General features: G+C 70.1%; 15 protein-coding genes, 1 tRNA gene and 1 pseudogene. 13 read left to right on the top strand and 4 right to left on the bottom strand.

Annotated elements, in window-relative coordinates; all coding sequences use genetic code 11:
* Positions 1-35: 35 nt before the first annotated feature.
* Complete coding sequence (locus ACWGO0_RS25800) at positions 36-1,307, bottom strand: LysR family transcriptional regulator (RefSeq protein ID WP_453539605.1); 1,272 nt, start codon at positions 1,305-1,307, stop codon at positions 36-38.
* A gap of 311 nt (positions 1,308-1,618) precedes the next feature.
* Between ACWGO0_RS25800 and ACWGO0_RS25805 the strand changes: the two genes are divergently transcribed.
* The 6 genes and pseudogenes from ACWGO0_RS25805 to ACWGO0_RS25830 all read left to right on the top strand — a co-directional run bounded on the left by ACWGO0_RS25805 (position 1,619) and on the right by ACWGO0_RS25830 (position 8,757).
* A complete protein-coding gene (locus tag ACWGO0_RS25805; RefSeq protein ID WP_453539608.1) occupies positions 1,619-3,337 on the top strand; it encodes a thiamine pyrophosphate-binding protein in 1,719 nt (572 codons plus the stop codon).
* Between the two features lie 2 nt (positions 3,338-3,339).
* Positions 3,340-4,860 (top strand): annotated as a pseudogene (locus ACWGO0_RS25810) (asparagine synthase-related protein); the annotation flags it as partial.
* Between the two features lie 109 nt (positions 4,861-4,969).
* On the top strand, positions 4,970-5,929 hold the full coding sequence (gene speB, locus ACWGO0_RS25815) for an agmatinase (protein ID WP_453539611.1): 960 nt from the start codon (positions 4,970-4,972) through the stop codon (positions 5,927-5,929).
* Entirely contained in the window at positions 5,926-6,906 is a 981-nt protein-coding gene (gene cs1, locus ACWGO0_RS25820) for a clavaminate synthase Cs1 (protein WP_453539614.1), read from the top strand. Before speB ends, cs1 begins: the two co-directional genes overlap by 4 nt.
* Before the next feature lie 96 nt (positions 6,907-7,002).
* Positions 7,003-7,965: an RCC1 domain-containing protein gene (locus ACWGO0_RS25825; protein WP_453539617.1), complete on the top strand. Its 963-nt coding sequence runs from the start codon at positions 7,003-7,005 to the stop codon at positions 7,963-7,965.
* A gap of 102 nt (positions 7,966-8,067) precedes the next feature.
* Positions 8,068-8,757, top strand: coding sequence for a hypothetical protein (locus ACWGO0_RS25830; RefSeq protein ID WP_453539620.1), 690 nt, complete (start codon positions 8,068-8,070; stop codon positions 8,755-8,757).
* 71 nt (positions 8,758-8,828) lie between these two features.
* Here the strand turns inward: ACWGO0_RS25830 and ACWGO0_RS25835 are convergent, their stop codons facing one another.
* Positions 8,829-13,004 (bottom strand): NocE, encoded by a 4,176-nt coding sequence (locus ACWGO0_RS25835; RefSeq protein ID WP_453539623.1) that lies wholly within the window; start codon positions 13,002-13,004, stop codon positions 8,829-8,831.
* 295 nt (positions 13,005-13,299) lie between these two features.
* Between ACWGO0_RS25835 and ACWGO0_RS25840 the strand changes: the two genes are divergently transcribed.
* Together ACWGO0_RS25840 and ACWGO0_RS25845 are read left to right on the top strand one after the other, a co-directional pair.
* Positions 13,300-13,839 carry an AMIN-like domain-containing (lipo)protein gene (locus ACWGO0_RS25840; protein ID WP_453539626.1) on the top strand — a complete coding sequence of 180 codons (540 nt, stop codon included), beginning with the start codon at positions 13,300-13,302 and terminating at the stop codon, positions 13,837-13,839.
* 130 nt (positions 13,840-13,969) lie between these two features.
* Positions 13,970-14,042 (top strand) — tRNA-Arg (locus tag ACWGO0_RS25845).
* 172 nt (positions 14,043-14,214) lie between these two features.
* Here ACWGO0_RS25845 and ACWGO0_RS25850 read toward each other — a convergent pair.
* Positions 14,215-15,396, bottom strand: a complete 1,182-nt coding sequence (locus ACWGO0_RS25850; protein WP_453539629.1) for an FAD-dependent monooxygenase — start codon at positions 15,394-15,396, stop codon at positions 14,215-14,217.
* A 68-nt stretch (positions 15,397-15,464) separates the two neighbouring features.
* Here ACWGO0_RS25850 and ACWGO0_RS25855 point away from each other — a divergent pair, with 68 nt between their 5' ends.
* Positions 15,465-16,031 (top strand): TetR/AcrR family transcriptional regulator, encoded by a 567-nt coding sequence (locus ACWGO0_RS25855; protein ID WP_453539632.1) that lies wholly within the window; start codon positions 15,465-15,467, stop codon positions 16,029-16,031.
* A 107-nt stretch (positions 16,032-16,138) separates the two neighbouring features.
* On the opposite strand, the gene ACWGO0_RS25860 is transcribed toward ACWGO0_RS25855, so the two are convergent.
* Positions 16,139-17,005 (bottom strand): (2Fe-2S)-binding protein, encoded by an 867-nt coding sequence (locus tag ACWGO0_RS25860; RefSeq protein ID WP_453539635.1) that lies wholly within the window; start codon positions 17,003-17,005, stop codon positions 16,139-16,141.
* 241 nt (positions 17,006-17,246) lie between these two features.
* On the opposite strand from ACWGO0_RS25860, the gene ACWGO0_RS25865 reads away from it, so the two are divergent.
* From ACWGO0_RS25865 to ACWGO0_RS25880, 4 genes are all read left to right on the top strand, one after another.
* Complete coding sequence (locus tag ACWGO0_RS25865; protein ID WP_453539773.1) at positions 17,247-18,215, top strand: FecCD family ABC transporter permease; 969 nt, start codon at positions 17,247-17,249, stop codon at positions 18,213-18,215.
* On the top strand, positions 18,212-19,297 hold the full coding sequence (locus ACWGO0_RS25870) for a FecCD family ABC transporter permease (RefSeq protein ID WP_453539638.1): 1,086 nt from the start codon (positions 18,212-18,214) through the stop codon (positions 19,295-19,297). The genes ACWGO0_RS25865 and ACWGO0_RS25870 overlap by 4 nt, the downstream gene beginning before the upstream one ends.
* Positions 19,294-20,121, top strand: coding sequence for an ABC transporter ATP-binding protein (locus ACWGO0_RS25875; protein WP_453539640.1), 828 nt, complete (start codon positions 19,294-19,296; stop codon positions 20,119-20,121). The genes ACWGO0_RS25870 and ACWGO0_RS25875 overlap by 4 nt, the downstream gene beginning before the upstream one ends.
* A gap of 113 nt (positions 20,122-20,234) precedes the next feature.
* On the top strand, positions 20,235-21,254 hold the full coding sequence (locus ACWGO0_RS25880; protein ID WP_453539643.1) for an ABC transporter substrate-binding protein: 1,020 nt from the start codon (positions 20,235-20,237) through the stop codon (positions 21,252-21,254).
* The last annotated feature ends 37 nt before the right edge of the window (positions 21,255-21,291 follow it).

The raw sequence follows: 21,291 nt of genomic DNA on the forward strand, positions 1-21,291 counted from the left end.
CCGCCGCGGCCGGCCGTCCCGCACACCTGCTGCTACTACCCGGCCTTCGTCCATCTGCGGTGCGGGACCGGCCGGCCGGTGCTTCTGCGGGCCGCGACGCCCGCACCGTGGAACTCCGTCTCGAACGCGTCCAGTTGGCGCAGGAACTGCCGGGTGGAGCTGGTCAGCGAGGTCCCCCGGGAGCTGCGCAGCAGCAGCCTGGCGCCGAGCCGGAACTCCAGCCGGTGGATCCGGCGGGTCAGGGCGGACTGGCTGATGGAGAGCACCGCCGCCGCCCGGTTGATGCTGCCGTGCTGGGCGACCGCGCGCAGCAGATGCAGATCCTCGACATCGAGCTGCCCGGATTCCGGCACCGACGGGGATTCCGGTGACGTGTGCGAAGCGGCCGTACCCGCTCCCGCGTCCTGGCGGTCCAGTTGTTCCCCGTACCACTGGGCCCACCAGGGGTCGCGGAGCATGTCCTGGTGGTGCTCGGCGAACCGCCCCAGATAGCGGGCGGTGAGCAGCGTGGCCAGCTGCTCGGCCAGTGCGCCCGGCACCACGGCCGGGTCGACGATCAGCGAGCAGGTGCGGCGGGGGCGCTCGACGACGGACCGGTGCACGAGGTTCGGGGTGTGCAGGGCCGGGCCCGTGGGCGAGCCCAGGCCGACGACGTCGCCCCGGTGCAGCATGCCCCGGACGACCGAGGCCCCGGCGACCTGGAGACGCGGGGGCTTGGGCAGACCCGCGGCGTGGAAGACCCGCTCCACCAGCGCCTCGGAGCCGGGCCCCGCCTCGCTCACCCAGTTCTCGTCCATCAGGTCGGCGAGCGCGAGGGACTCCCGGTCGGCCAGTCGGTGACCTGACGGCAGCGTGACCCACAGCGCGTCGTCGAGCACGTCGTAGACCCGCACCGCCCGGTCGACCGAGGCGTCCGGGGTGTCGAAGCCCCAGGTGTGCACGGCGTCCACGGAGAAGTCGGCCAGTTGCCGCAGCGCCCCGTGCGGGGTGTCGTGACTGATCGACAGCAGCACGCCCAGCGTGGCCGAAGCATCCTCGACAACGTCCTCCAGGAGCGGTTCGGCGGAAGCGATCGACAGCACGTCCGGGGCGTCAAGGGCCTCAGGACCGCTGCCGAATATCTCCGTACGGGCAGCAAGGTCGACCTGCCGGAAGAAGCGTCGCCCGGCCACGAGCAGTCGAGAACCGGCCGCGGTCAGCTGAGCGGAATGACAGCCGCGCCGGGTCAGCGCCAGGTCCACGTCCTTGTCGAGCCGGTCCAGCCTGCGCTCGACCGATCCCTGTCGCAGACCGAGTCTCCGGGCCACCTCCGCGAGGTCTCCGCATCCCGCCACCGTGTCCAGAAGCTGCAGGTCGGCGCGGGAAAAGGGGAACTGCGCCGGCGCAACGGGAACAGACGCTAAAACTCGCTCAAAAGGCACCGCGGACATCCTTTTTGATTGAGACCGACCGGCCCGCTGGGAGGGGCACGCTTCCGCATCAGAGTTCGGGGAGCGTCACTCCCACCCGTCTCCGCCCTCTCTCCGGCCCCTCCTCGAATATCTGGCAGAGAGAGGGCGAAGAGCGGCGACCGTCACGGTTCTCAGGTCTTGCCCATCGCTGAACGCCCAGGAGAGCCATGTCCCGCGTATCGACCGGCCCCAAGAACGAACCGACAGCTGCCCACGCACTGCTGACCCGGCTGCACGAGCACGGTGTGGACAAGGTCTTCGGCGTCGTCGGCCGCGAGGCCGCCTCGATCCTCTTCGACGAGGTCGAGGGCATCGAGTTCGTGCTCACCCGGCACGAGTTCACCGCCGGTGTCGCCGCCGATGTGCTCGCCCGTATCAGCGGCCGGCCGCAGGCGTGCTGGGCCACGCTCGGCCCCGGAATGACGAACCTCTCCACGGGCATCGCCACATCGATCCTGGACCGCTCGCCGGTCATCGCGCTGGCCGCGCAGTCCGAGTCGCACGACATCTTCCCCAACGACACCCACCAGTGCCTCGACCTGGTGGCCATCGCGAAACCGATGACGAAGTACGCCGTCGAGCTGGAGCGCCCGAGCGAGATCACCGACCTGGTGGACTCCGCGGTGTCCGCGGCCATGACCGAGCCGGTCGGCCCCTCCTTCATCTCCCTCCCGGTCGACCTGCTGGGCTCCAGTGAGGGCATCGACCTCGCAGACCGCCCGGCCGCCCGCACCGTGGCCAAGCCCACCGGCATGGTCGACGCCGACTGGAAGAGCGCAGCCGACGAGGCCGTCGAGCTGCTGCGCGGTGCCAAGCACCCGGTCCTGGCCGTCGGTGCCGCGGCCATCCGCTCCGGCGCCGTGGACGCCATCCGCGCCCTGGCCGAGCGGCTGAACATCCCGGTCATCACGACGTACATCGCCAAGGGCATCCTGCCGCACGAGCACGAGCTCAACTACGGCGCTGTCACCGGCTACATGGACGGCATCCTCGGCTTCCCGGCCCTGGAGACCCTGTTCGCCCCGGTGGACGTCGTCCTCACCGTCGGCTACGACTACGCCGAGGACCTGCGGCCCTCGATGTGGGCCCGCGGCCAGGAGAAGAAGACCGTCCGCATCTCCCCCACCCCGAACCCGATCCCCCGGGTGTACCGCCCGACCATCGACGTCGTCACCGACGTCCTGGCCTTCGTCGAGCACGTCGACGCGGCCACCAAGGACCTCGCCGCGAAGGACCGGCACGACATCGCCCCGCTGCGCGCGCGGATCGCGGAGTTCCTCGCCGACCCGACCGAGTACGAGGACGGCATGCGCGTCCACCAGGTCATGGACTCCATGAACGAGGTCATGGCCGAGTCCGCGGGTGCGGGCCGCGGCACGATCGTCTCCGACATCGGCTTCTTCCGTCACTACGGGGTGCTGTTCGCCCGCGCGGACCAGCCGTTCGGCTTCCTCACCTCGGCCGGCTGCTCCAGCTTCGGCTACGGCATCCCCGCGGCCATCGGCGCGCAGATGGCCCGCCCCGACGAGCCCACCTTCCTCATCGCGGGCGACGGCGGCTTCCACTCCAACAGCGCCGACCTGGAGACGATCGCCCGTCTCAACCTGCCGATCGTCACGGTCGTCGTGAACAACGACACCAACGGTCTCATCGAGCTCTACCAGAACCTCGGCCACCGCCGCAGCCACGACCCGGCGGTCAAGTTCGGCAGCGTCGACTTCGTCGCCCTCGCGGAGGCGAACGGTGTCGACGCGACCCGCGCCACCTCGCGCGAGGAGCTGCTCGCCGCGCTGCGCAAGGGAGCCGAGCTCGGCCGCCCCTTCCTCATCGAAGTACCGGTCAACTATGACTTCACGACCGGTGGCTTCGGGGCACTGAGCATCTGATCATGTCAGCGCAGGAGTCTCCTGCCGCCTACGGATTCCTGGTCTCCGCCCAGCTGGACGGAGACCGGGTCCTCGGTGCGGCCCACGCCACCCAGGGCACCAGCACCGGCGTCCGGGAAAGTCTGCAGACGCAGACCGTCACCGCGTCGCTGGTCCACGCCCCCAACGTCTCCCCCGAACCCGCCCTGGCCCGCGAGGCGGACATCGCCGTGCTGGCCGTCGGCGAGATCTACAACGGGGACGACCTCCGGTCCGTACTCCCGTCACTCCCGTCATCCAGTGCCGACACCGGCGACGCACAGCTGCTGCTCCACCTGTTCCAACGCTACGGAATCCACGCGTTCCGCCTCGTCAACGGCCGGTTCGCCGCAGTGGTCGCCACCGGCCAGTGCGTGTACCTGGCGACCGACCACGCCGGTTCCGTCCCGCTGTACATCCGGCCGGGACGCGGCGAGGTCTTCGCCTCGACCGAGGCAAAGACGCTGGCCAGACACGGCGGACCCATGGGCCTGCCGGTCCCGTCCGCCCGCCGGGTACGGCGTCTCGCCGGGGTCTACCAGGTGCCGGCCGGCACCGTGCTGGCCATCGACCTCAAGACGGGCACCACCGACGCCCACCGCACGTGGGCACCGGCGCTGTCACGCCGCATCGTCGAGGAGGACGAGGCGGTCCAGTCGCTGCGCGAGGTCCTCGACACCGCCGTACGCTCCCGGCTCGGCCCTGACGGGCCTCCGCTCGTGGTGCTGTCCGGGGGCATCGACTCCTCCGGGGTCGCGGCGCTCGCGCACCGGGCAGCCGGCGCGCTGGACACCGTATCGATGGGGACCGAGACCTCGGACGAGTTCCCGCAGGCCCGCGTCGTGGCGGAGCACCTCGGCTCGAACCACCGCGAACTGACGCTGCAGACCTCGGACCTGCTGGCCCGGCTTCCGCACACCGTCTGGTCCGCGGAGTCGCTCGACCCGGACATCATCGAGTACCTGCTCCCGCTGAACTCCCTCTACGGGACGCTCAAGGGACCGCAGCGGCGCATCCTCACCGGCTACGGGGCCGACATCCCGCTCGCCGGGATGCACCGCGAGGACCGGCTGCCGGACCTGGACTCGGCCGTGGCGTACGACATGGCCACGTTCGACGGCCTCAACGAGATGTCGCCGGTGCTTTCGACGATGTACGGGCACTGGACCACGCACCCGTACTGGGACCGCGAGGTTCTCGACCACCTGGTCTCCCTGGAGGCCGGGCTCAAGCGGCGGTACGGGCGTGACAAGTGGGTGCTGCGGGCCGCGATGGCCGAGCTGCTCCCGCACGAGACCGTCACCCGGCCCAAGCTCGGCGTGCACGAGGGTTCGGGCACCACCTCCGCCTTCAGCCTGATCCTCACGGAGCACGGCGTACCGGAGGAGTCCGTGCCCAGCGCCAAGCGGCAGGTCGTGCAGGAGCTGTTCGACCGCACCGTCGTCAAGGGCGAGCACCCGGACCACGTCTCCACCTGGGACGTCGTCGGCGAGGTCGCGGACCAGCTCAAGGAGCGCCGCTCCGTGCCGTCCTCGCGACGGCCGGCGGGATCGCCCCAGCTGCACGCCGCGCCCGTGCCCGGTCACAGCCCGGCCCAGGAAGGGGAGTGAAGCAGTGGAGCGCATCGATTCGCACGTCTCGCCCCGTTACGCACAGATCCCCACGTTCATGCGGCTGCCGCTCGACACCGAGCCGAGCGGTTACGACATGGTGGTCATCGGAGCCCCGTACGACGGCGGCACCAGCTACCGTCCGGGCGCGCGCTTCGGCCCGCGCGCCATCCGCGCCGAGTCGGGGCTCATCCACGGTGTCGGCATCGACCGCGGCCCGGGGACCTTCGATCTGATCCGGTGCGCGGACGCCGGGGACATCGACCTGACGCCGTTCAACATGCACATCGCCATGGAGACGGCCGAGCAGCACCTCAAGGCGCTGCTCGCGGACAACGCGGCGTTCCTGATGCTCGGCGGCGACCACTCGCTGACCCTCGCGGCCCTGCGGGCGGTCGCCGACCAGCACGGCCCGGTGGCGGTGGTGCACCTGGACGCGCACTCCGACACCAACCCGGCCTTCTACGGCGGCGAGTTCCACCACGGGACCCCGTTCCGGCACGCCATCGACGAGAAGATCGTCGACCCGTCGGCGATGGTCCAGATCGGCATCCGCGGGCACAACCCGAAGCCGGACTCGCTCGACTACGCCCGCGGGCACGGCGTCCGGATCGTCACCGCCGACGAGTTCGCCGACAACCCGGTGTCGCGGACCGCCGACCTCGTACGCGAACGGGTCGGCAAGCGCCCCGTGTACGTCTCGGTGGACATCGACGTACTCGACCCGGCGTTCGCCCCGGGCACCGGCACCCCGGCCCCGGGGGGACTGACCTCCCGCGAGGTCCTCGCGCTGCTGCGCTGCATCGGGGACCTCAAACCGGTCGGCTTCGACGTCATGGAGGTCTCCCCGCTCTACGACCACGCGGGGATCACCTCCGTCCTGGCCACCGAGATCGGCGCGGAACTGCTCTACCAGTACGCCCGCGCCCATCGCCCCAGAAGCGAAGGAGACAACGCACCATGACCGATCCGATCATCGACTGCACACGCGACAGCGATCAGCTCCGCGCGCTCGCCGCGCGGCTGCCGAAGGTCCCGCGCGCCGATCTGTACGCCTTCCTGGACTCCGCGAAGAAGCAATCGGTGGAGCTGCCCCAGCACCTGGGCGCCGCTCTCGACGAGTTCAACGCCGACGGCAACACCGACGGCTATCTGCTGCTGCGCGGACTGCCGGTGGACCAGGGCGACGCCCTGCCCGCCACCCCGACCAGCACCCCGGCCCCGGTGGACCGCGGGCTGCTGACCATGGAGGCGATGCTCGCGCTCGTCGGGCGCAGGCTCGGACTCCACACCGGCTACCAGGAGCTCCGCTCGGGCACCGTCTACCACGACGTGTACCCGTCGCCGGGTGCCCACCACCTGTCGTCGGAGACCTCCGAGACGCTGCTGGAGTTCCACACGGAGATGGCGTACCACGTCCTCCAGCCCAACTACGTGATGCTCGCCTGTTCCCGCGCCGACCACGAGCGCAAGGCAAAGACCCTGGTCGGTTCGGTCCGCAAGGCGCTGCCGCTGCTCTCGGACGAGGTGCGCGCGCGCCTCTTCGACCGCAAGATGCCGTGCATGGTCGACGTGGCGTTCCGCGGCGGCGTGGAGGACCCGGGGGCGATAGCCGAGGTCAAGCCGCTGTACGGCGACGAGAAGGACCCGCTGCTGGGGTACGACCGTGAGCTCCTCGCCCCGGTGGACCCCGCCGACAAGGAAGCCGTGGCGGCGCTGTCCGCGGCTCTCGACGACGTGACCGAGGAAGTCAGCCTGGTCCCCGGTGACGTACTCATCATCGACAACTTCCGTACGACGCACGCCCGTACGCCGTTCTCGCCGCGGTGGGACGGCAAGGACCGGTGGCTGCACCGCGTCTACATCCGTACCGACCGCAACGGCCAGCTCTCCGGCGGTGAGCGGGCCGGCGACGTGATCTCGTTCAGCCCCCGCCGCTGATCGTCCCCCCACGGGACGGGCCGGCCCCCTTTTTGCGGGGGCCGGCCTTCGCCGCTTCCTGACCACTCTTATCCGATACATGACAAGGACGTCGACATGCCGATTACTTCACGTACTCCGCTGCGCCTCGCGGCAGCCGTCGGAGCGGGCCTGCTCATCACCCTGGGCGCCGCACCGGTCCACGCGACAGCCGGGAGCGCCACCGCGACCGGGACCACCCTGGCCTGGGCCGTCGGCGAGAACAACTGGGGCGAGGCCACCGTCCCCGCAGAGGCGCAGTCGGGGGTCTCCGCCATCGACGCGGGCGACTACCACAGCCTCGCCATCAAGAACGGCAAGGTCCTCATGTGGGGCACCTGGATCTGCAGTGGCGTCCCCGACTGCCAGACGAACAAGATCTACGTCCCCACCGAGGCCCAGTCCGGAGTGACCGACATCGCGGGCGGATACGACCACAGCCTCGCCCTCAAGGGCGGCAAGGTCATCGCCTGGGGCAGCAACGCCCGCGGCCAGCTGAACGTCCCGGTCGAGGCCCAGTCCGGTGTGACGGACATTGTCGCCAGGGGTGACCACAGCCTGGCCCTGAAGGACGGCAAGGTCATAGCCTGGGGCGGCTCGAACATCGGGGGCGTCCTCGATGTGCCGGTGGAGGCCCAGTCCGGCGTGACCGCGATATCCGCCGGGCACTCGCACAACATGGCGGTCAAGAACGGCAAGGTCATCGTCTGGGGCGGTGACAACTGGGCCGGTCAGAACAACGTCCCCGCCTCGGCCACCACCGGAGTGACCGCCGTCGCGGCCGGGTTCTCGCAGAGCGTGGCCCTCAAGAACGGCCAGGTCATCGCCTGGGGCAAGAGCAACCACGCCGCCGTGCCGGCCGCCCTCGCTTCGGGCGTGACCGCCATCGCCGCCGCCGACTCCCACAGCCTCGCCCTCAAGGGCGGCAAGGTCATCGCGTGGGGCGGCACCGCGCCCGGAGCCAACTACGTGCCGGTCGCGGCCACTTCGGGCGTGACCGCGATCGCCGCCGGATCGAACCACAGCCTGGCACTCAAGTAACGGACACCCCGGATCCGAACCAGGGCGGCGGACCGGCCACCGGACCGGTCCGCCGCCCTGGCACGTCCCGGCCCCGTCCCGGCCTTGGAGGAGACTCGTCCCATGACTTCACGCTTACGCCGGCGGTCCGGCCAGGCCGCATCCCTGCTCTTCGTGTTCCTCCTGGCCGGCGTCACCGCCTGCTCCGGCGGCCCGAGCGAGAGCAAGCTCAAGGGAATCGCCACCTCCGACGAGGTCCGCCAGAAGCGCGAGCGCACCGAGCGTGAACTGCGTGCCAGGGCCGAGGAGATCGGCAAGGGGTCCCCGTGGGGCCCGGCGCTGCGTACCACCGTGGTGGACACCTGCGCGCGGGGCGCCGGCAAGAACTACTTCGACCCGAATCCGCCGGAGCGGACCGCGATGAACTGCCTGATGCGGCTGCACCTGTACTTCGTCGTGGACCGCCCCGTGCAGGAGGTGCTGCGGGAGCTGGGGACCATGAAGACCCCCGCCGTCTGGAACCCGGAATCCATCCGGGGCGCCCTGCGCTACTACGAGGACAGGACCTACGAGAGCCCGCACGCCTACCGGCCCTCGATCGCGAGCGTCAAGGGCGGGGAGCAGCTGTCCTGGGACGTGGCGGGCGACAGCGAGAAGCTGAAGCACCCCGACCCGTGCGCCACACGCCCGACGGTCTACAGCCGCTGCGTCTCGGAGCCCGCGGATGTCACCCTGTCCGACCTGCGGAAACGCGGGGGCACGCTGTTCGAGTGGACGCTGAACGCGACCTACCACACCGTGCCGGGCAAGTAGCCGCACGGAGAAGGCGGAGAGGCCGGCCGGGAACAACCCCGGCCGGCCTCCCGTCAGCTACTGGGCTACACCTACACCCAGCCGTCGATCGTCCACTCCATGGCGTCCGCGTACAGCCGGGCGCCCCCGATCTTCGGGTGGAAGGACTGCGCCGAGAGACCGTAGTCCTTGAGAATCGGCCAGTCCTTGACCGTGTTGTCGCTGTCGGTCAGCGTCTTGACCATGCCGTGAATGCTCTCCGGGTTTCCGCAGACTCCCTTGCCGTCGAAGTTCGTCGTCGGGTCGGAGAACCGTGCGTCGATGCCCCTGCCCCGGGCGAGCAGCGCGGCGTCCTTCATCTCGCTGGTGAGGTGCGCGGCGATGAAGTTCAGCCAGTCGTTGGACTCCTTGGAGAGTCCGAGCGGGCCGAGCCGCAGACAGCCGGCGTCTCCCGAGATCAGCTTCGGGTAGCCCATGAGCATGATCTTGGCGTTGGGCGCCTTGCTGTGGATCCGGTCGATGGCGGCGCCGATGTCCGCCTTCACCACCTGAGTGATCAGCAGAGGCAGCGCCTCCTGCATCTGACGCCCCTGATAGGGGCCGTCCCGGTTGGTCTCGATCGTGCCGTCCCCGTCGACGTCCCGGTCGATCTTCGGCTCGTGCGACTCGAACGCCTTCGTCTCGCAGCTGCCCGAGCCGAACGAGATCAGGCACTTCTGGATGACGTCGGCGAAGCGGGAGTCGTTACCGCCGATGGAGATCGTGACCAGGCTGGTGTTCTGGTCCAGATACCCCTTGTCGATCTGCGGCAGTTCGCCGTTCTCCGGGTGCTTCAGGATGTTGTACGTACGGGCTCCCGAGCACGCGATCAGGTGGTAGTCCATGCTCGCGTCCCAGCTGTCCGCCAGTTCACCGACGGACGCGAACGCCCCCGGCGTCCTGGCCTGGCGCGACCATGTCTTCTTGGAACGGTGGCAGGCGTTGCGGGTCTCCTCGTTCTGCGGGTCCCGGTAGTTGGTCTCCTTGTAGTAGTCCGCGTTGCCGTCGGACGCGCCCTCGCCCGAGGAGAAGGAGTCACCCATGGCCACGATCTGGTGCTTCGGCTTTCCGGGCAGCTTCTGGAACGCGACGGAGTCCCAGGCCACGTCCTCCCCGGTGCCGCCGTCCGCGGTGTGGGTCGACAGGGAGACCGTGGGCGTGCCGGTGAAGCGGAAGACTCCCAGGCTCACCCAGCGGTTCTCACGGGTGCGCTGCGGCACCACGCGTACCGGCGAATCGGAGTCCGTGCCGCCCACGACGTAGGCGGCCTGGCGGGTGTGCGCGCCATGGTCGGGCATGTGGACCAGGACCCTGGTCCAGCCGATGGCGGACTCGTCCAGCGTCCACTTGCCGGTGGTGAACAGCCGGCTGCCGTCGGCCGTGGTCCTGTCCCTGGTGTGGGAGAACCAGAAGTGGTTGTTGTCGCCCGCCCCGACCTGGTGCAGGTCCATCTTTCCTGGATACGTGCCGTTCCACCCGGTGAAGCTGAACTCGAACTTCCCGGCCGATGTGGAGGCACCGCACGATCTGCTCGCGCTCCCCGCCGGCATCGCGCCGTAGGGGATGTCCTCGACGATCTTGACCCCGGCCGGCAGTCCGCCCATCCCGCACTGCGGCGGGTAGGAGTTCGCGTCCGGTTGTTCGACGTAGGTGTCGTTGAACCGATGGACGGCGTTGCCGCACATCGCGAGCATGGTGCAGTCCTTCCACTCCACCGAGGTGTTCCACCAGCAGTGCAGCCAGTGCGGGTTGGTGTCCTTGTTCCCCTCGTCGAGGGTGCAGGCGCCCTGACCGGGGTCGTTGGAGTCACCGTCGCCGATGCGGCCCGCGTAGCAGTCGTTGTTCTCCATGGTGCAGAACAGGTCGATCGGCGGCTTGGCCATCGTGCGGTAGCCGTTGTTGGTCCACCACGCGGGGCGGTAGCCGGCCTGGATGTCACCGGGACCGAACATCGCGGCGATGGGCCGGGCGGCCCAGCCGATGACCTTCTCCTGGTACGGCCAGTGCTGCGGGTTCGCGGCGTGCGAGTAGTCGTCCCCGCCGTCCGCGTTCTCCAGGAACGGGGTCCGGTTGTACTTCCAGATGGGGTTGGCCGGGTTGTTCGTGAAGCCGACACCCCAGTGGTCGTCGCCGCCCGACGGGTCGCCGCCCTTCTCGTAGAACCCCGAGTTGTAGGCCCACAGGGCGAAGAACCAGTTCTCGATGTACCGCGGGTGGCCGTTGTTGGCGGTCAGCCCGGTCTTCGCGGTCTGGTTCCACTTCTCGATGAGGATGTTCGCACCGGCGGCGATGTTCGCCGTGTAGTCGAGCGCGACGGCCTCCTGCTGCGTCTTGCTCAGCTTGACGCCCTGGTCGGCGAGGCGCATGCCGTCGGTGACCTGGGCGATGCCGTAACCGCAGTCCGCGTCGGCCCAGTTGATCAGCCACGGGTCCGTCTGCTCCCCGTCAGGGGCGTAGTCGACGCCGTAGAAGTTCCCGATCAGGGAGTTCGCGGTGACACCCGGGACGGCGAAGCGGGTGGCCTGCCACATGTTGGATTCCTGCGCGGTGATACCGAGCATGATCTGCGACGGGATGTGCCAGTCGTCGGTGCGGTCCGGTACGCCGTTGGTGTCCCCGTACATCAGGTCCAGCGGGAAGAGGGACTGCGGCTGGTAGGCCGACATGCCCGTGTTCTTCCAGTTGGACGCCCGGGAGACGTGCTTGTTGAGCGTGCCCGCGACCGTCTGGTTCACGGCCCACTCCACCTGGCGCGGAGTCGGCTGGAACGCCTGCTTGCGGATGTCGTTGCGCGGCACGGCGCAGGTGCGCTCGGCCTCGACGGGGTCGGTGGGCGATCCGGCGAGCGCGGCGGCGCCGGAAGCACCGGAAGCGCCGGCAGTCTTCGTACCACCACTCTTCGCGGCTTTCCCGCCCCCGGGCAGCGCGGGCGACGTGGCGGTCCCGGCGGACTGCTCCTTCGTGCCCCCGAGCGGCTTGCCGCCCGGCAGCGCCTCCAGCTCAGCCGTCTTTCCGGTGTCGAGCATGCGCAGCTCGGTCCGCACGGTACGGGCTTCGCCCTCGGCCTCGGCACGGACGGGGGACTTCTTCCCCGCCGCCCACGCGGTACCCACGGCGGCCTCGCCACGGGTGGAGATCCGGGCGTCCTTGGCCAGGTCGCCCCGGTTCTTGACACTGCCTGGCAGCTTGCCCTCGGTCCTGGCCTCGCCCGTGACGTACACGGTGCCGTCTGCGGCTGACGCCAGGTCCCAGTCCGTCAGCCCGCCGCGGACCAGCGTGGCCGGCTCGGCGCCACCGTTCCTGATCTGCGCCGCGCTCACCCGCCGGGCACGGCTGTCGCCCTCGTCGGACTTCTTCTTCGCGGAGCCGGGTATCCGCTCGATGAACGTGACACCCCCGTCGCCGTCGGCCCGGAGCTGGAAGGGAACGCTGCCTGTACGGGCGATGGTCTCCTTCTCGCCCCCCTTGCCGACCTTGACCAGCCGCGCCCCGTCCGCCGCCACGATGCCCTGCGCCGTCGGCACCGCGGAGGTCACCTGGCCGTCGGACAGCACCGGCTTCGCGGCCTTGCCACTGGCGAGGTCGACGGAGACGAGACGGGTCCCGGACTGCTTGTCCCCGTCGTGCGAGAGCTGGGTGAAGACAGCGTTGTCACCCGCGCCGCAACCGGGCGAGAAGTACGCCAGTGCCGCCTGGTGCGGAAGCTTGGTGACCTTCCCCGACTCCAGGTCCACGACGGCGGTGAACGCGCCGCGCACCATCAGCTCGGGCTTGTTCGTGAACGTACGGGGCGCGTAGGCCACCGCCGCCAGCTTCCCGGACTCCGAGACGCAGGCGTTCCCGATCCAGGCATCGGCCTCGAAGCCGGGCTCCGACAGGGTGGCGGCGGTCTTCCACTCGTACCCCTTGGCCGCGTCGGCCACGAGCACATGGAAGCCCTCCGCGTCCCCGGAGGTGGTCCACGCCACATCCTTGGAAGCGGCAAACCCTTTGCCCTGCACGGCCGCGCGCCGCTCCGGGGGAATGGCGGCGGCCGGCTGCTCGCCGTCCTTGCCTGCCTTGCCCGCCTTGCCGTCCTTGCCTGCCCGCTCCGACCAGCCCTGCGCGGCGCCGTCCGGAATCTTCGGATCCACGGCAGCGGCCTGCGAGGGCAGGGTCGCCAGGAGCGCGACCGCGGTCGCGACGACCACCGGCCCTCGCGCCCGCCGCTGTCTGATACTTCGTTTCAAGGTGCGTTTCCTACTCTGCTCGGCAAGAGCCGGAGCACACACCGATCGGGGCCCCGGCCCGGTGGCGCACGAGCGCCACCGCGGGCCAGTGCACACCTGCGATCTCTCTCCCAACTCTCCCTGGACTCCCGCCTGTTGCACCAACTCGGGCCCGGGGAACTGCTTCCGGACATCTTTCCCCGAACCCCGCAGGTGATCACGGCAGAAACCGGCCGACCGATCATGAGCAGATCAATTCCCTCGCCCGCGTCCCTACTGTCACAGGACAAATCGGTGATCGGGGAAGGGACTTCACATGGCTCTCAAGGCACACGCGCGCGCCTGGGCTTCGGTAGTGGCATGCACGGCCGGCGCCCTGCTCATCACGACACCGCAGGCCCGAGCGACACCCTCATCCGCCGCATCCGCCGCTCCGGACTGCCAGGGAATCTGCGTCATAGGAGTACGCGCCGCGACCCACCCCGGCTTCGACCGCTTCGTGATCGACCTGGGCGAGGGAACGATCCCCCAGTGGACGACGAGCACCCAGACGACCCCGCTGAAGTGCTGCGGCGACGAGACGAACGAGCACGTGGTCCCGATCCAGGGCAAGGAGTACCTGAAGATCTACCTCTCCCCGGCGACCACGTTCGACTTCAACACCTCCACGGTGCTGTACACGAGCCCGATGTACGCCACGTACAACCTCCCCAGCCTCAAGGGCCAGGGCCGCACCGACATCGTCGACCCCGAGGCACGGGCGTTCCACATCGGCCTCGCGCTGGACGACTACTCCTCGTACAAGATCTTCAAGCTCACGGCCCCGAACCGCATCGTGGTCGACATCAACCACTGACTTTTCCCCGCACTCGCACCACACGCTCCGGTGCCCCCTGTCCCCTCCTGCGGATCAAGGACCACCCGCTACACTGACGGCGGTGGCTCGGCCTTCACAGGCCGCACCACCGCGACCTGTCACCAGGCGCGCCTTCGTAGCTCAGGGGATAGAGCACCGCTCTCCTAAAGCGGGTGTCGCAGGTTCGAATCCTGCCGGGGGCACAACGCAGTATGCCGCTGACCTGGGGATTTACCCCCCAGGGAGGCGCTCCACTCGGCCTCGGACTCCTCGTCCGGGGCCGTTTGCATGCGCGTGTCCTGGATGCCCATCAGATCGGCGCCGGCCGCATGGGCGAGGGGCGCCGGGCCGTGGCGCAGGTCGTGAAGTGGCGGATCAGCCGACCTGCCGGTGTGCGTAATCGGGGAGCGGCGCGGTGCGCTTTGCCCGGTTCAGCCGGTCGAGCGTGGCGAGGATCCGCAGCAGCGGGAGTCGGGCGAAGGCGTCGCGGATCCGGCGACCGGCCGCGGACTTCGGCACCATGAGGCGGACGTTGGGGCCGATCCGCTGCTTGGTGCGGACGAGGGAGCGGTGGGTGGCGTCGTAGCGGGCGAAGGCGAGCCGGTGGTCGCCGGGAGCCGCCGCGAGTTCGCCGGCCAGCCGGTAGGCGCCGACCAGGGCGAGTTCCGCGCCGGCGCCCGAGGCCGGGGAGGCGCACCAGGCGGCGTCGCCCACCAGGGCCACGCGGCCGGTGGACCAAGAGTCCATGTGGACCTGGCTGAGGGCGTCGAAGTAGAAGTCCTCCTCCGCCAGTGACGCGGTGAGCAGGTCGGGGATGCGCCAGCCGGACTCACCCGCGAACGCCTCGCTCACCAGGCGCTTGTGCTCCTCGACATCGCGGTGGTCGTAGGCGAGAGGGGCGGAGCGGAACATGAAGTACGCCTTGGCCTGGGCATGGTTGCCTGAGCGGTAGATCCCGGCCATCCTGCCCGGCCGGTTGTACATCGTCACCCAGTGGTTCTCCCCCAGGGCCGCATCGGTGTCCGCGAAGGCGAAGTAGTGGTCCTTGTGCCGCAGGTAGCGCTCCTCCGGTCCGAAGGCCAGACGGCGGACCGTGGAATGCAGGCCGTCGGCGCCGATGACCAGGTCGAAGCGACGGCTGCCGGCGTGATCGAAGGAGACCGTCACCCCGTGGTCGTCCTGCTCCAGACTGCGGACGGAGTCGCCGAAGAGGTACTCCACGTCGGCCCCGGCCGCCTGGTGCAGCAGGGCCACCAGGTCGCCGCGCATGATCTCGACGGCCCCGGCCGCGCGGATGTCGATGCGCGCGACGGCACGGTCGTCGGTGTCGACGAACTTCATGCCGTGGACGTCGGTGGCGGCGGCCCGGACGCGCGGCATGAGCCCCATCCGCTCCACGACCTCGACGGCCTGGTCGCGTACGTCGACGCCGTTGCCGCCGGTGCGCAGGTCCGGTGCGCGCTCGACGACGGTGGGGCGGAAGCCGTGGCGGGCCAGCCAGTGGGCGAGGGTCAGCCCGGCGATGCTCGCGCCCGAGATCAGGATGCGCTCGTTCATGACGTCCCCCTTGCGATACGCTAACTGAAATACACGTTCCAGTTGAGTATGTGGAATGGACGTTTCAGATGTCAACACCCAGCGGTGGCCGCAGGGCCGACGCCGTACGCAACCGACAACTCGCCCTCAAGGCCGCCACGGAACTGCTGGCCGAACCGGACGCCACCCTCACTGTCGATGCCATTGCCCGGAGGGCGGGCCTGGGTGCGGCGACCGTGGTACGCACTTTCGGCGGCAAGGACGCACTGCTCGACGCGGCGGTGTCCGGCCTGCTCGAACCGGTCGTACGCCGCGCCGGGCATCTCCTGGAGGAGGCCGGCCCCGAGCAGGCTCTGCGGACGTTCCTAGCAGAGCTGATCACCTTCCAGTCCGCACACCACGCCATCAGCGAGCAGTTGGACGGACGGGAACTGCCCGCGACCGCGGCGCTGCGGAAGGAACTGGTGCGGGCAGTGGAGGACATGGTCGTCGGCGCGCAGCGGGACGGCGCGCTGCGCACCGACCTCGACCCCGCTGTCACCACCACCCTGATCGGCCAGACCGCCTACGCGATCGCCCGGACCCGGCCCGCCTCCGCGCAACTCACCGACGCCTACCTCGCCGTGGTCATGGACGGCCTGCGCCCGCAGCCGTAGCGTCCAGCCGTGAGGGCGAGCGCCCTGTCCGCCCCGTAATCATCGCCGCCGCTCGCGGAGCCTGCGTAGCGCGATTCGCTACGCAGGCTCCGCAATCAGTCACTCACCTACGCAGCCGGAAGGCCGTCCCCCTCCAGCCTGCGCAACCGCTCCGCATCGCACGTGCGCGGGCAGGTGATGCACGCCTCCGACGGGCGGATCGTGTAGTACAGGCAGCAGCCGAGACGGGTGCGGGTCGGGTGGTCGGTGCCGTCGCGGGTGGTCAGGTGGCGGAAGTTGGCGCCGGACGGGAACGGGGCCGAGGGGGACGGCAGGAGTTCGGATGCCGCGCGTAGCGCCTGTTCCTCCTGGCCCAGCGTGCGGCCCAGGTGCCAGATCGCGGAGATGAGATCGTCGCCCGCCATGCCCCACAAGGCTCGCGGGCCGCGACGCAGTTGGGGGGCCATCGCGGTCAGCAGAGGGCCCACGTGGTCCGCGACCGCCGCGCGGAGTTCGGTGCGCAGTGCCTCTTCGTTCGCCAGGACCCGGGTGCCGGGGAGGCCGGCGGCCGGGTCGTCGGGGAGGCAGGCGAACGCGCCTGGAGTGATGTGCAACACGCCTCCGGTCAGGTCGACTTGTACGTCGGCGGGGTGGATCCGCGGCACTCGGCGGTCCAGGTACCAGGCGCCGGCCATCAGCAGGCTGACCGACCAGAGGTAGTCGTGCAGGGCGCGGGACGCGGCCACGTCGGGGCGGGGCGTGTGGTCGTGGCGGCTGCGGATACGCACCGACTCCGCCTCGACGAACGCGGCGAGGTGGGGTGGGGATGTTGCCAAGTCGTGCGCTGTGGGGCCGTGTTGGGAGTGAGGGCGGCGTTCGGCGATCGTGACGCGCAGCGTCTCGCAGTGGGTGGTCAGACGTCGGTACGTCGCGGCGAGAAGGGTCGCGCTCTGTGCGGCGGGGCCGGTCGGTGGGGCGGCCGGGGCCACGGTCATCGGCACTCCTTGGGCGACAGCGGGCGACAACAGACGACAGCGGACGACAACACACGTGCTACGAGGGCAAGGTAAGGCTCACCTTAGCCGTCATTTCGCTGCTCGCGAGCGCACCGCGCGGCGGCGGCGTGACCAAGTCGAGCCCCACAGCTGATTGACAGAATTAGGATTGCCTAACCTAAAATCTCCTCACGTGTCCAAGAAAGAGCAGGTCGCCCTTTCGGCCCCGTCGCTACTGCGGATCCCTTTACTCCTCGCGGGGTTAGGGGCGTTGGTGGTGTGCGTCGCGCTGAGCCTCGCCGTCGGGGCACGTTCGGTTCCGCTGGCCACCGTCCTGGACGCGCTCTTCAACGACGCCCACGGACGCGATGCCATCGTGGTGACCGGGCTCCGCCTCCCCCGTACCGTCGTCGCCGTCGTCGTCGGTGCCGCGCTCGGCGTCGCCGGAGCCGTGGCGCAGGGAATCACCCGCAACCCGCTCGCCTCACCGACCACCCTCGGCATCAACGCGGGCGCCGGCTTCGCCGTGGTCGTCGCGATTTACGCGCTGCACCTCACCAGGCCCATCGAATACGTGTGGTTCGCCTTCGCCGGGGCAGCGGCAGCCGGGCTCCTCGCCCAGGCGCTCGCCCGGCGCTCCGGTGACATCGACCCCGTACGGCTCGCGCTCGGCGGTGTCGTCATCCAGATGGTGCTGCTGTCCTGGACCCAGGCCGTGATGCTGGCCAGCTCGCGCACGCTGGACGAGGCGCGGTTCTGGCTGGCCGGTTCGCTGTCCGGGCGCACCCTCGACGTCCTGTGGCCGGTCCTGCCGACACTCGTGATCGGGCTTGTGCTCGCCCTGGCCATCACCCCGGCCCTCAACACCCTTGCACTGGGCGACGATTCGGCCCAGGCACTCGGCGTGCCGGTGGGACGCATCCGGCTGGCCGGCGGGATCGCGGTGGTACTGCTCGCCGGTTCCGCGGTCGCCGTGGCCGGGCCCGTCGCCTTCATCGGACTCGCCGCACCCCACCTCGTACGACTCGCCATCGGCTCCGACCACCGGCTGCTGGTGCCCGGCTGTCTGATCGCGGGACCGCTGCTGCTGCTCGCCGCCGATGTTCTCGGACGGGTCGTCGTACGCCCGTCCGAGCTGGAGGTCGGCATCGTCAGCGCCTTCCTCGGTGCGCCGCTCCTCGCGGTGCTGGCCCGGAAGGTGGCCCGATGAGCGGGAACGTCGTACGGGAGAGGGAGAAGGAGAGGGAGGGGAAGAGCAGGGCCACCACCGCGCCGAGCCGGGCTCGTGCCCGGCAGCGGCGCAAGAACCTGGTGTTCGGGGTGTGCTGCATCGCCATCCTGTTCGTGCTCGTGACCCTCGCCGTGACCACCGGTCAGCTGCGGCTGCCCGCATCCGTCGCGCTGCGCGCCCTGATCGGGCTCGGCGATCCGGCCGACGTGCTCGTGGTGCAGGAGTTCCGGGCGCCCCGGATGGTCGCGGCCCTCGTCGCCGGGGTCGGGCTCGGGGTGGCGGGCTCGATGCTCCAGCGGCTGTTCCGTAACCCTCTCGCCTCCCCCGATGTGATGGGTATGACGGGCGGTGCCTCGTTCGGCGCGGTCGTCCTGCTCGCCACGGGCACCTCGCAGACCCTGATCCCCGTGGCGGCGCTCGGCGGCGGACTGCTCGCCGCGCTGCTGCTGGGCGTGTTCGGCTGGCGGTCGGGGGTCTCCGTGGCCCGGCTGGTGCTGGTCGGGCTCGCCGTCCAGGCCGGTCTCGCGGCGGCCGTGAACCTCATGGTCGTACGCTTCCCGGCCGAGCTCGCCAACTCGGCGCTCCAGTGGACCACCGGTTCGCTGTACGGGCGGACATGGACGGAGGTGTGGGCGGCGGGCGGCGCCATGGCCGTGGCACTCTGCATCGCCTTCGCACTCCACCGGAAGCTCGCCGTCCTCGACCTGGGCGACGACTCCGCGGGCGGGCTCGGACTGAACACCGACGCCGCACGCCTCCAACTCCTCGTCACCGCCGTCACGCTGGCCTCGCTCGCCGCCGCGCTCACCGGCCCCGTCGCCTTCGTCGCACTGGCCGTGCCCCACCTCGTGCGGTTCGTCGCCGGGCCGCCGACCGCGGGGACGCTGGTCCTGACCGGTCTCGGCGGCGCCGTACTGCTGCTCGCCGCCGACCTCGTGGTGCAGCACCTGCTGCCCGTGAACGGGCTGCCGGTCGGCGTGGTCACCGCCACGCTCGGCGCCCCCTGGCTCCTCGTCCTGATGATCCGCCAGAGCAGGCCCGTCAACCGGAGTGCCGCATGAGCCGACAGACCGCCCCGAACCAGCTGTCCACGCACAGCCTCGACCTGCGATACGGGGACCGTGTCGTCATCGGCGGCCTCGACCTGGTCCTGCCCGGCAACGCGATCACCGCCATCGTCGGCCCCAACGCCTGCGGCAAGTCCACACTGCTGCGCGGGCTGACCCGGCTGCTGGCCCCGGCCGGCGGCAGCGTCGCCCTGGACGGCGCGGACATCCACCGGATGTCCGCCCGGTCGCTGGCCCGCCGAATGGGCCTGCTTCCGCAGCAGCCCGTCACCCCGGACTCCATCACCGTGGAGGCGCTGGTCCGCCTCGGCCGCTACCCGCACCAGCGGTTCCTGAGCCCCTGGTCGGAGACCGACCAAGGGGCGGTGGACGAGGCGCTGGAGCGTACCGGCACCACGTCGCTGCGCGACCAGCCGGTGGACCAGCTCTCCGGCGGCCAGCGGCAGCGCGCGTGGATCGCGCTCGCCCTGGCCCAGGACACCGAACTGCTCCTGCTCGACGAACCGACCACCTTCCTGGACCTGCGCCACCAGCTCGACGTACTCGACCTGGTCGCCGAACTGCACGCCGAGGCGGGACGCACCGTCGTGATGGTCCTGCACGACCTCGGCCAGGCCGCCCGCTACGCGGACCACCTCGTGGTCCTCAAGGAAGGGGAACTGGCCGCCGCCGGAGCCCCGGCCGATGTGCTCGACGCCGAGCTCGTCAAATCCGTGTTCGACGTCGACTGCCGGGTGATCCCCGACCCGGAGACCGGCACGCCGCTGGTCATCCCCAAGGACAGGTCGGCGCGGCACACCGCCCCCGTCCTCGCCTAGGGCCCAGCCACCTACGCAGAGACCCGTACCGGACGGGCAGCGCGCGTCCGGTACGGGTCGTCAGCGCCCGTAATAGCTCCAACCGCCGCTCACAGCAAGGACAACGAACCCTCATGACGACACGAGCTCCCCTGCACGGCACCCGCCGGCTGAGCGCCGTACTGCTCACCGTCGCCCTCGGCACCGGCACGCTCGCCGCCTGCGGCAGCGACAAGGCGGCCGACGACACCAAGCCCGCGGCGGGCAACGCCGCGGACGCCGGTTTCCCGCGCACCGTCAAGCACGCCATGGGTGACACCAAGATCCCCGCCAAGCCCACGAAGGTCGTCGTACTCGACACCGGCGAGCTGGACGACGTCACCCTGCTCGGCATCGAGCCGGTCGGCGCGGTCTCACCGCACATGAAGACCGAGGGCGGCTTCCCCAACTACCTCAAGGACAAGATCGGCGACGTCAAGGACGTCGGCCCCATGGAGGAGCCGAACCTCGAACTGATCGCCTCGCTCAAGCCCGACCTGATCCTCTCCTCCAAGGTCCGGCACGAGAAGGTCTACGACAAGCTCAACGGCATCGCCCCGACCGTCTTCACCGAGACCACCGGTGCTCCGTGGAAGGAGAACCTGAAGGTCCACGCCGAGGCCCTGGGCCTGGAGGCACAGGCGGACACGGCGCTGAACAGCTACGAGGCCCGGGCGAAGGCCCTCGGTGAGGCCATCAAGGCCAAGTACGACGGTGCGATGCCCTCCGCCTCGGTCGTCCGCTTCGTCGCCGGGCCGACCCGCCTCTACCAGAAGTCCGCGTACAGCGGCATCGTCCTGAACGACATCGGCCTGACGCGCCCCGCCTCGCAGAACTCCGGCGACCCCGCGATGACGATGCTGGACGTCAGCCCCGAGCAGATCGACAAGGCCGAGGCCGACCTGGTCTTCGTCACCGTCGCCGACGAGCCCGACAAGACGCAGCAGAAGGACGTCACGTCCAACCCGGTCTGGAAGGACCTGAAGGCGGTCAAGGACAACAAGGTCTTCACCGTCCCGGACGAGACCTGGATGTCCGGCATCGGTGTCCAGGCCGCCGGCAACATGCTCGCCGACGTGGCCAAGGCCGTCGGCGTCGAGCTGCCGAAGGCGTAGTGCTGAAGCCGTAGCGCCCACGCAGTAATCGTCACCA

The organism is Streptomyces sp. NPDC055749 (genome assembly GCF_053617235.1).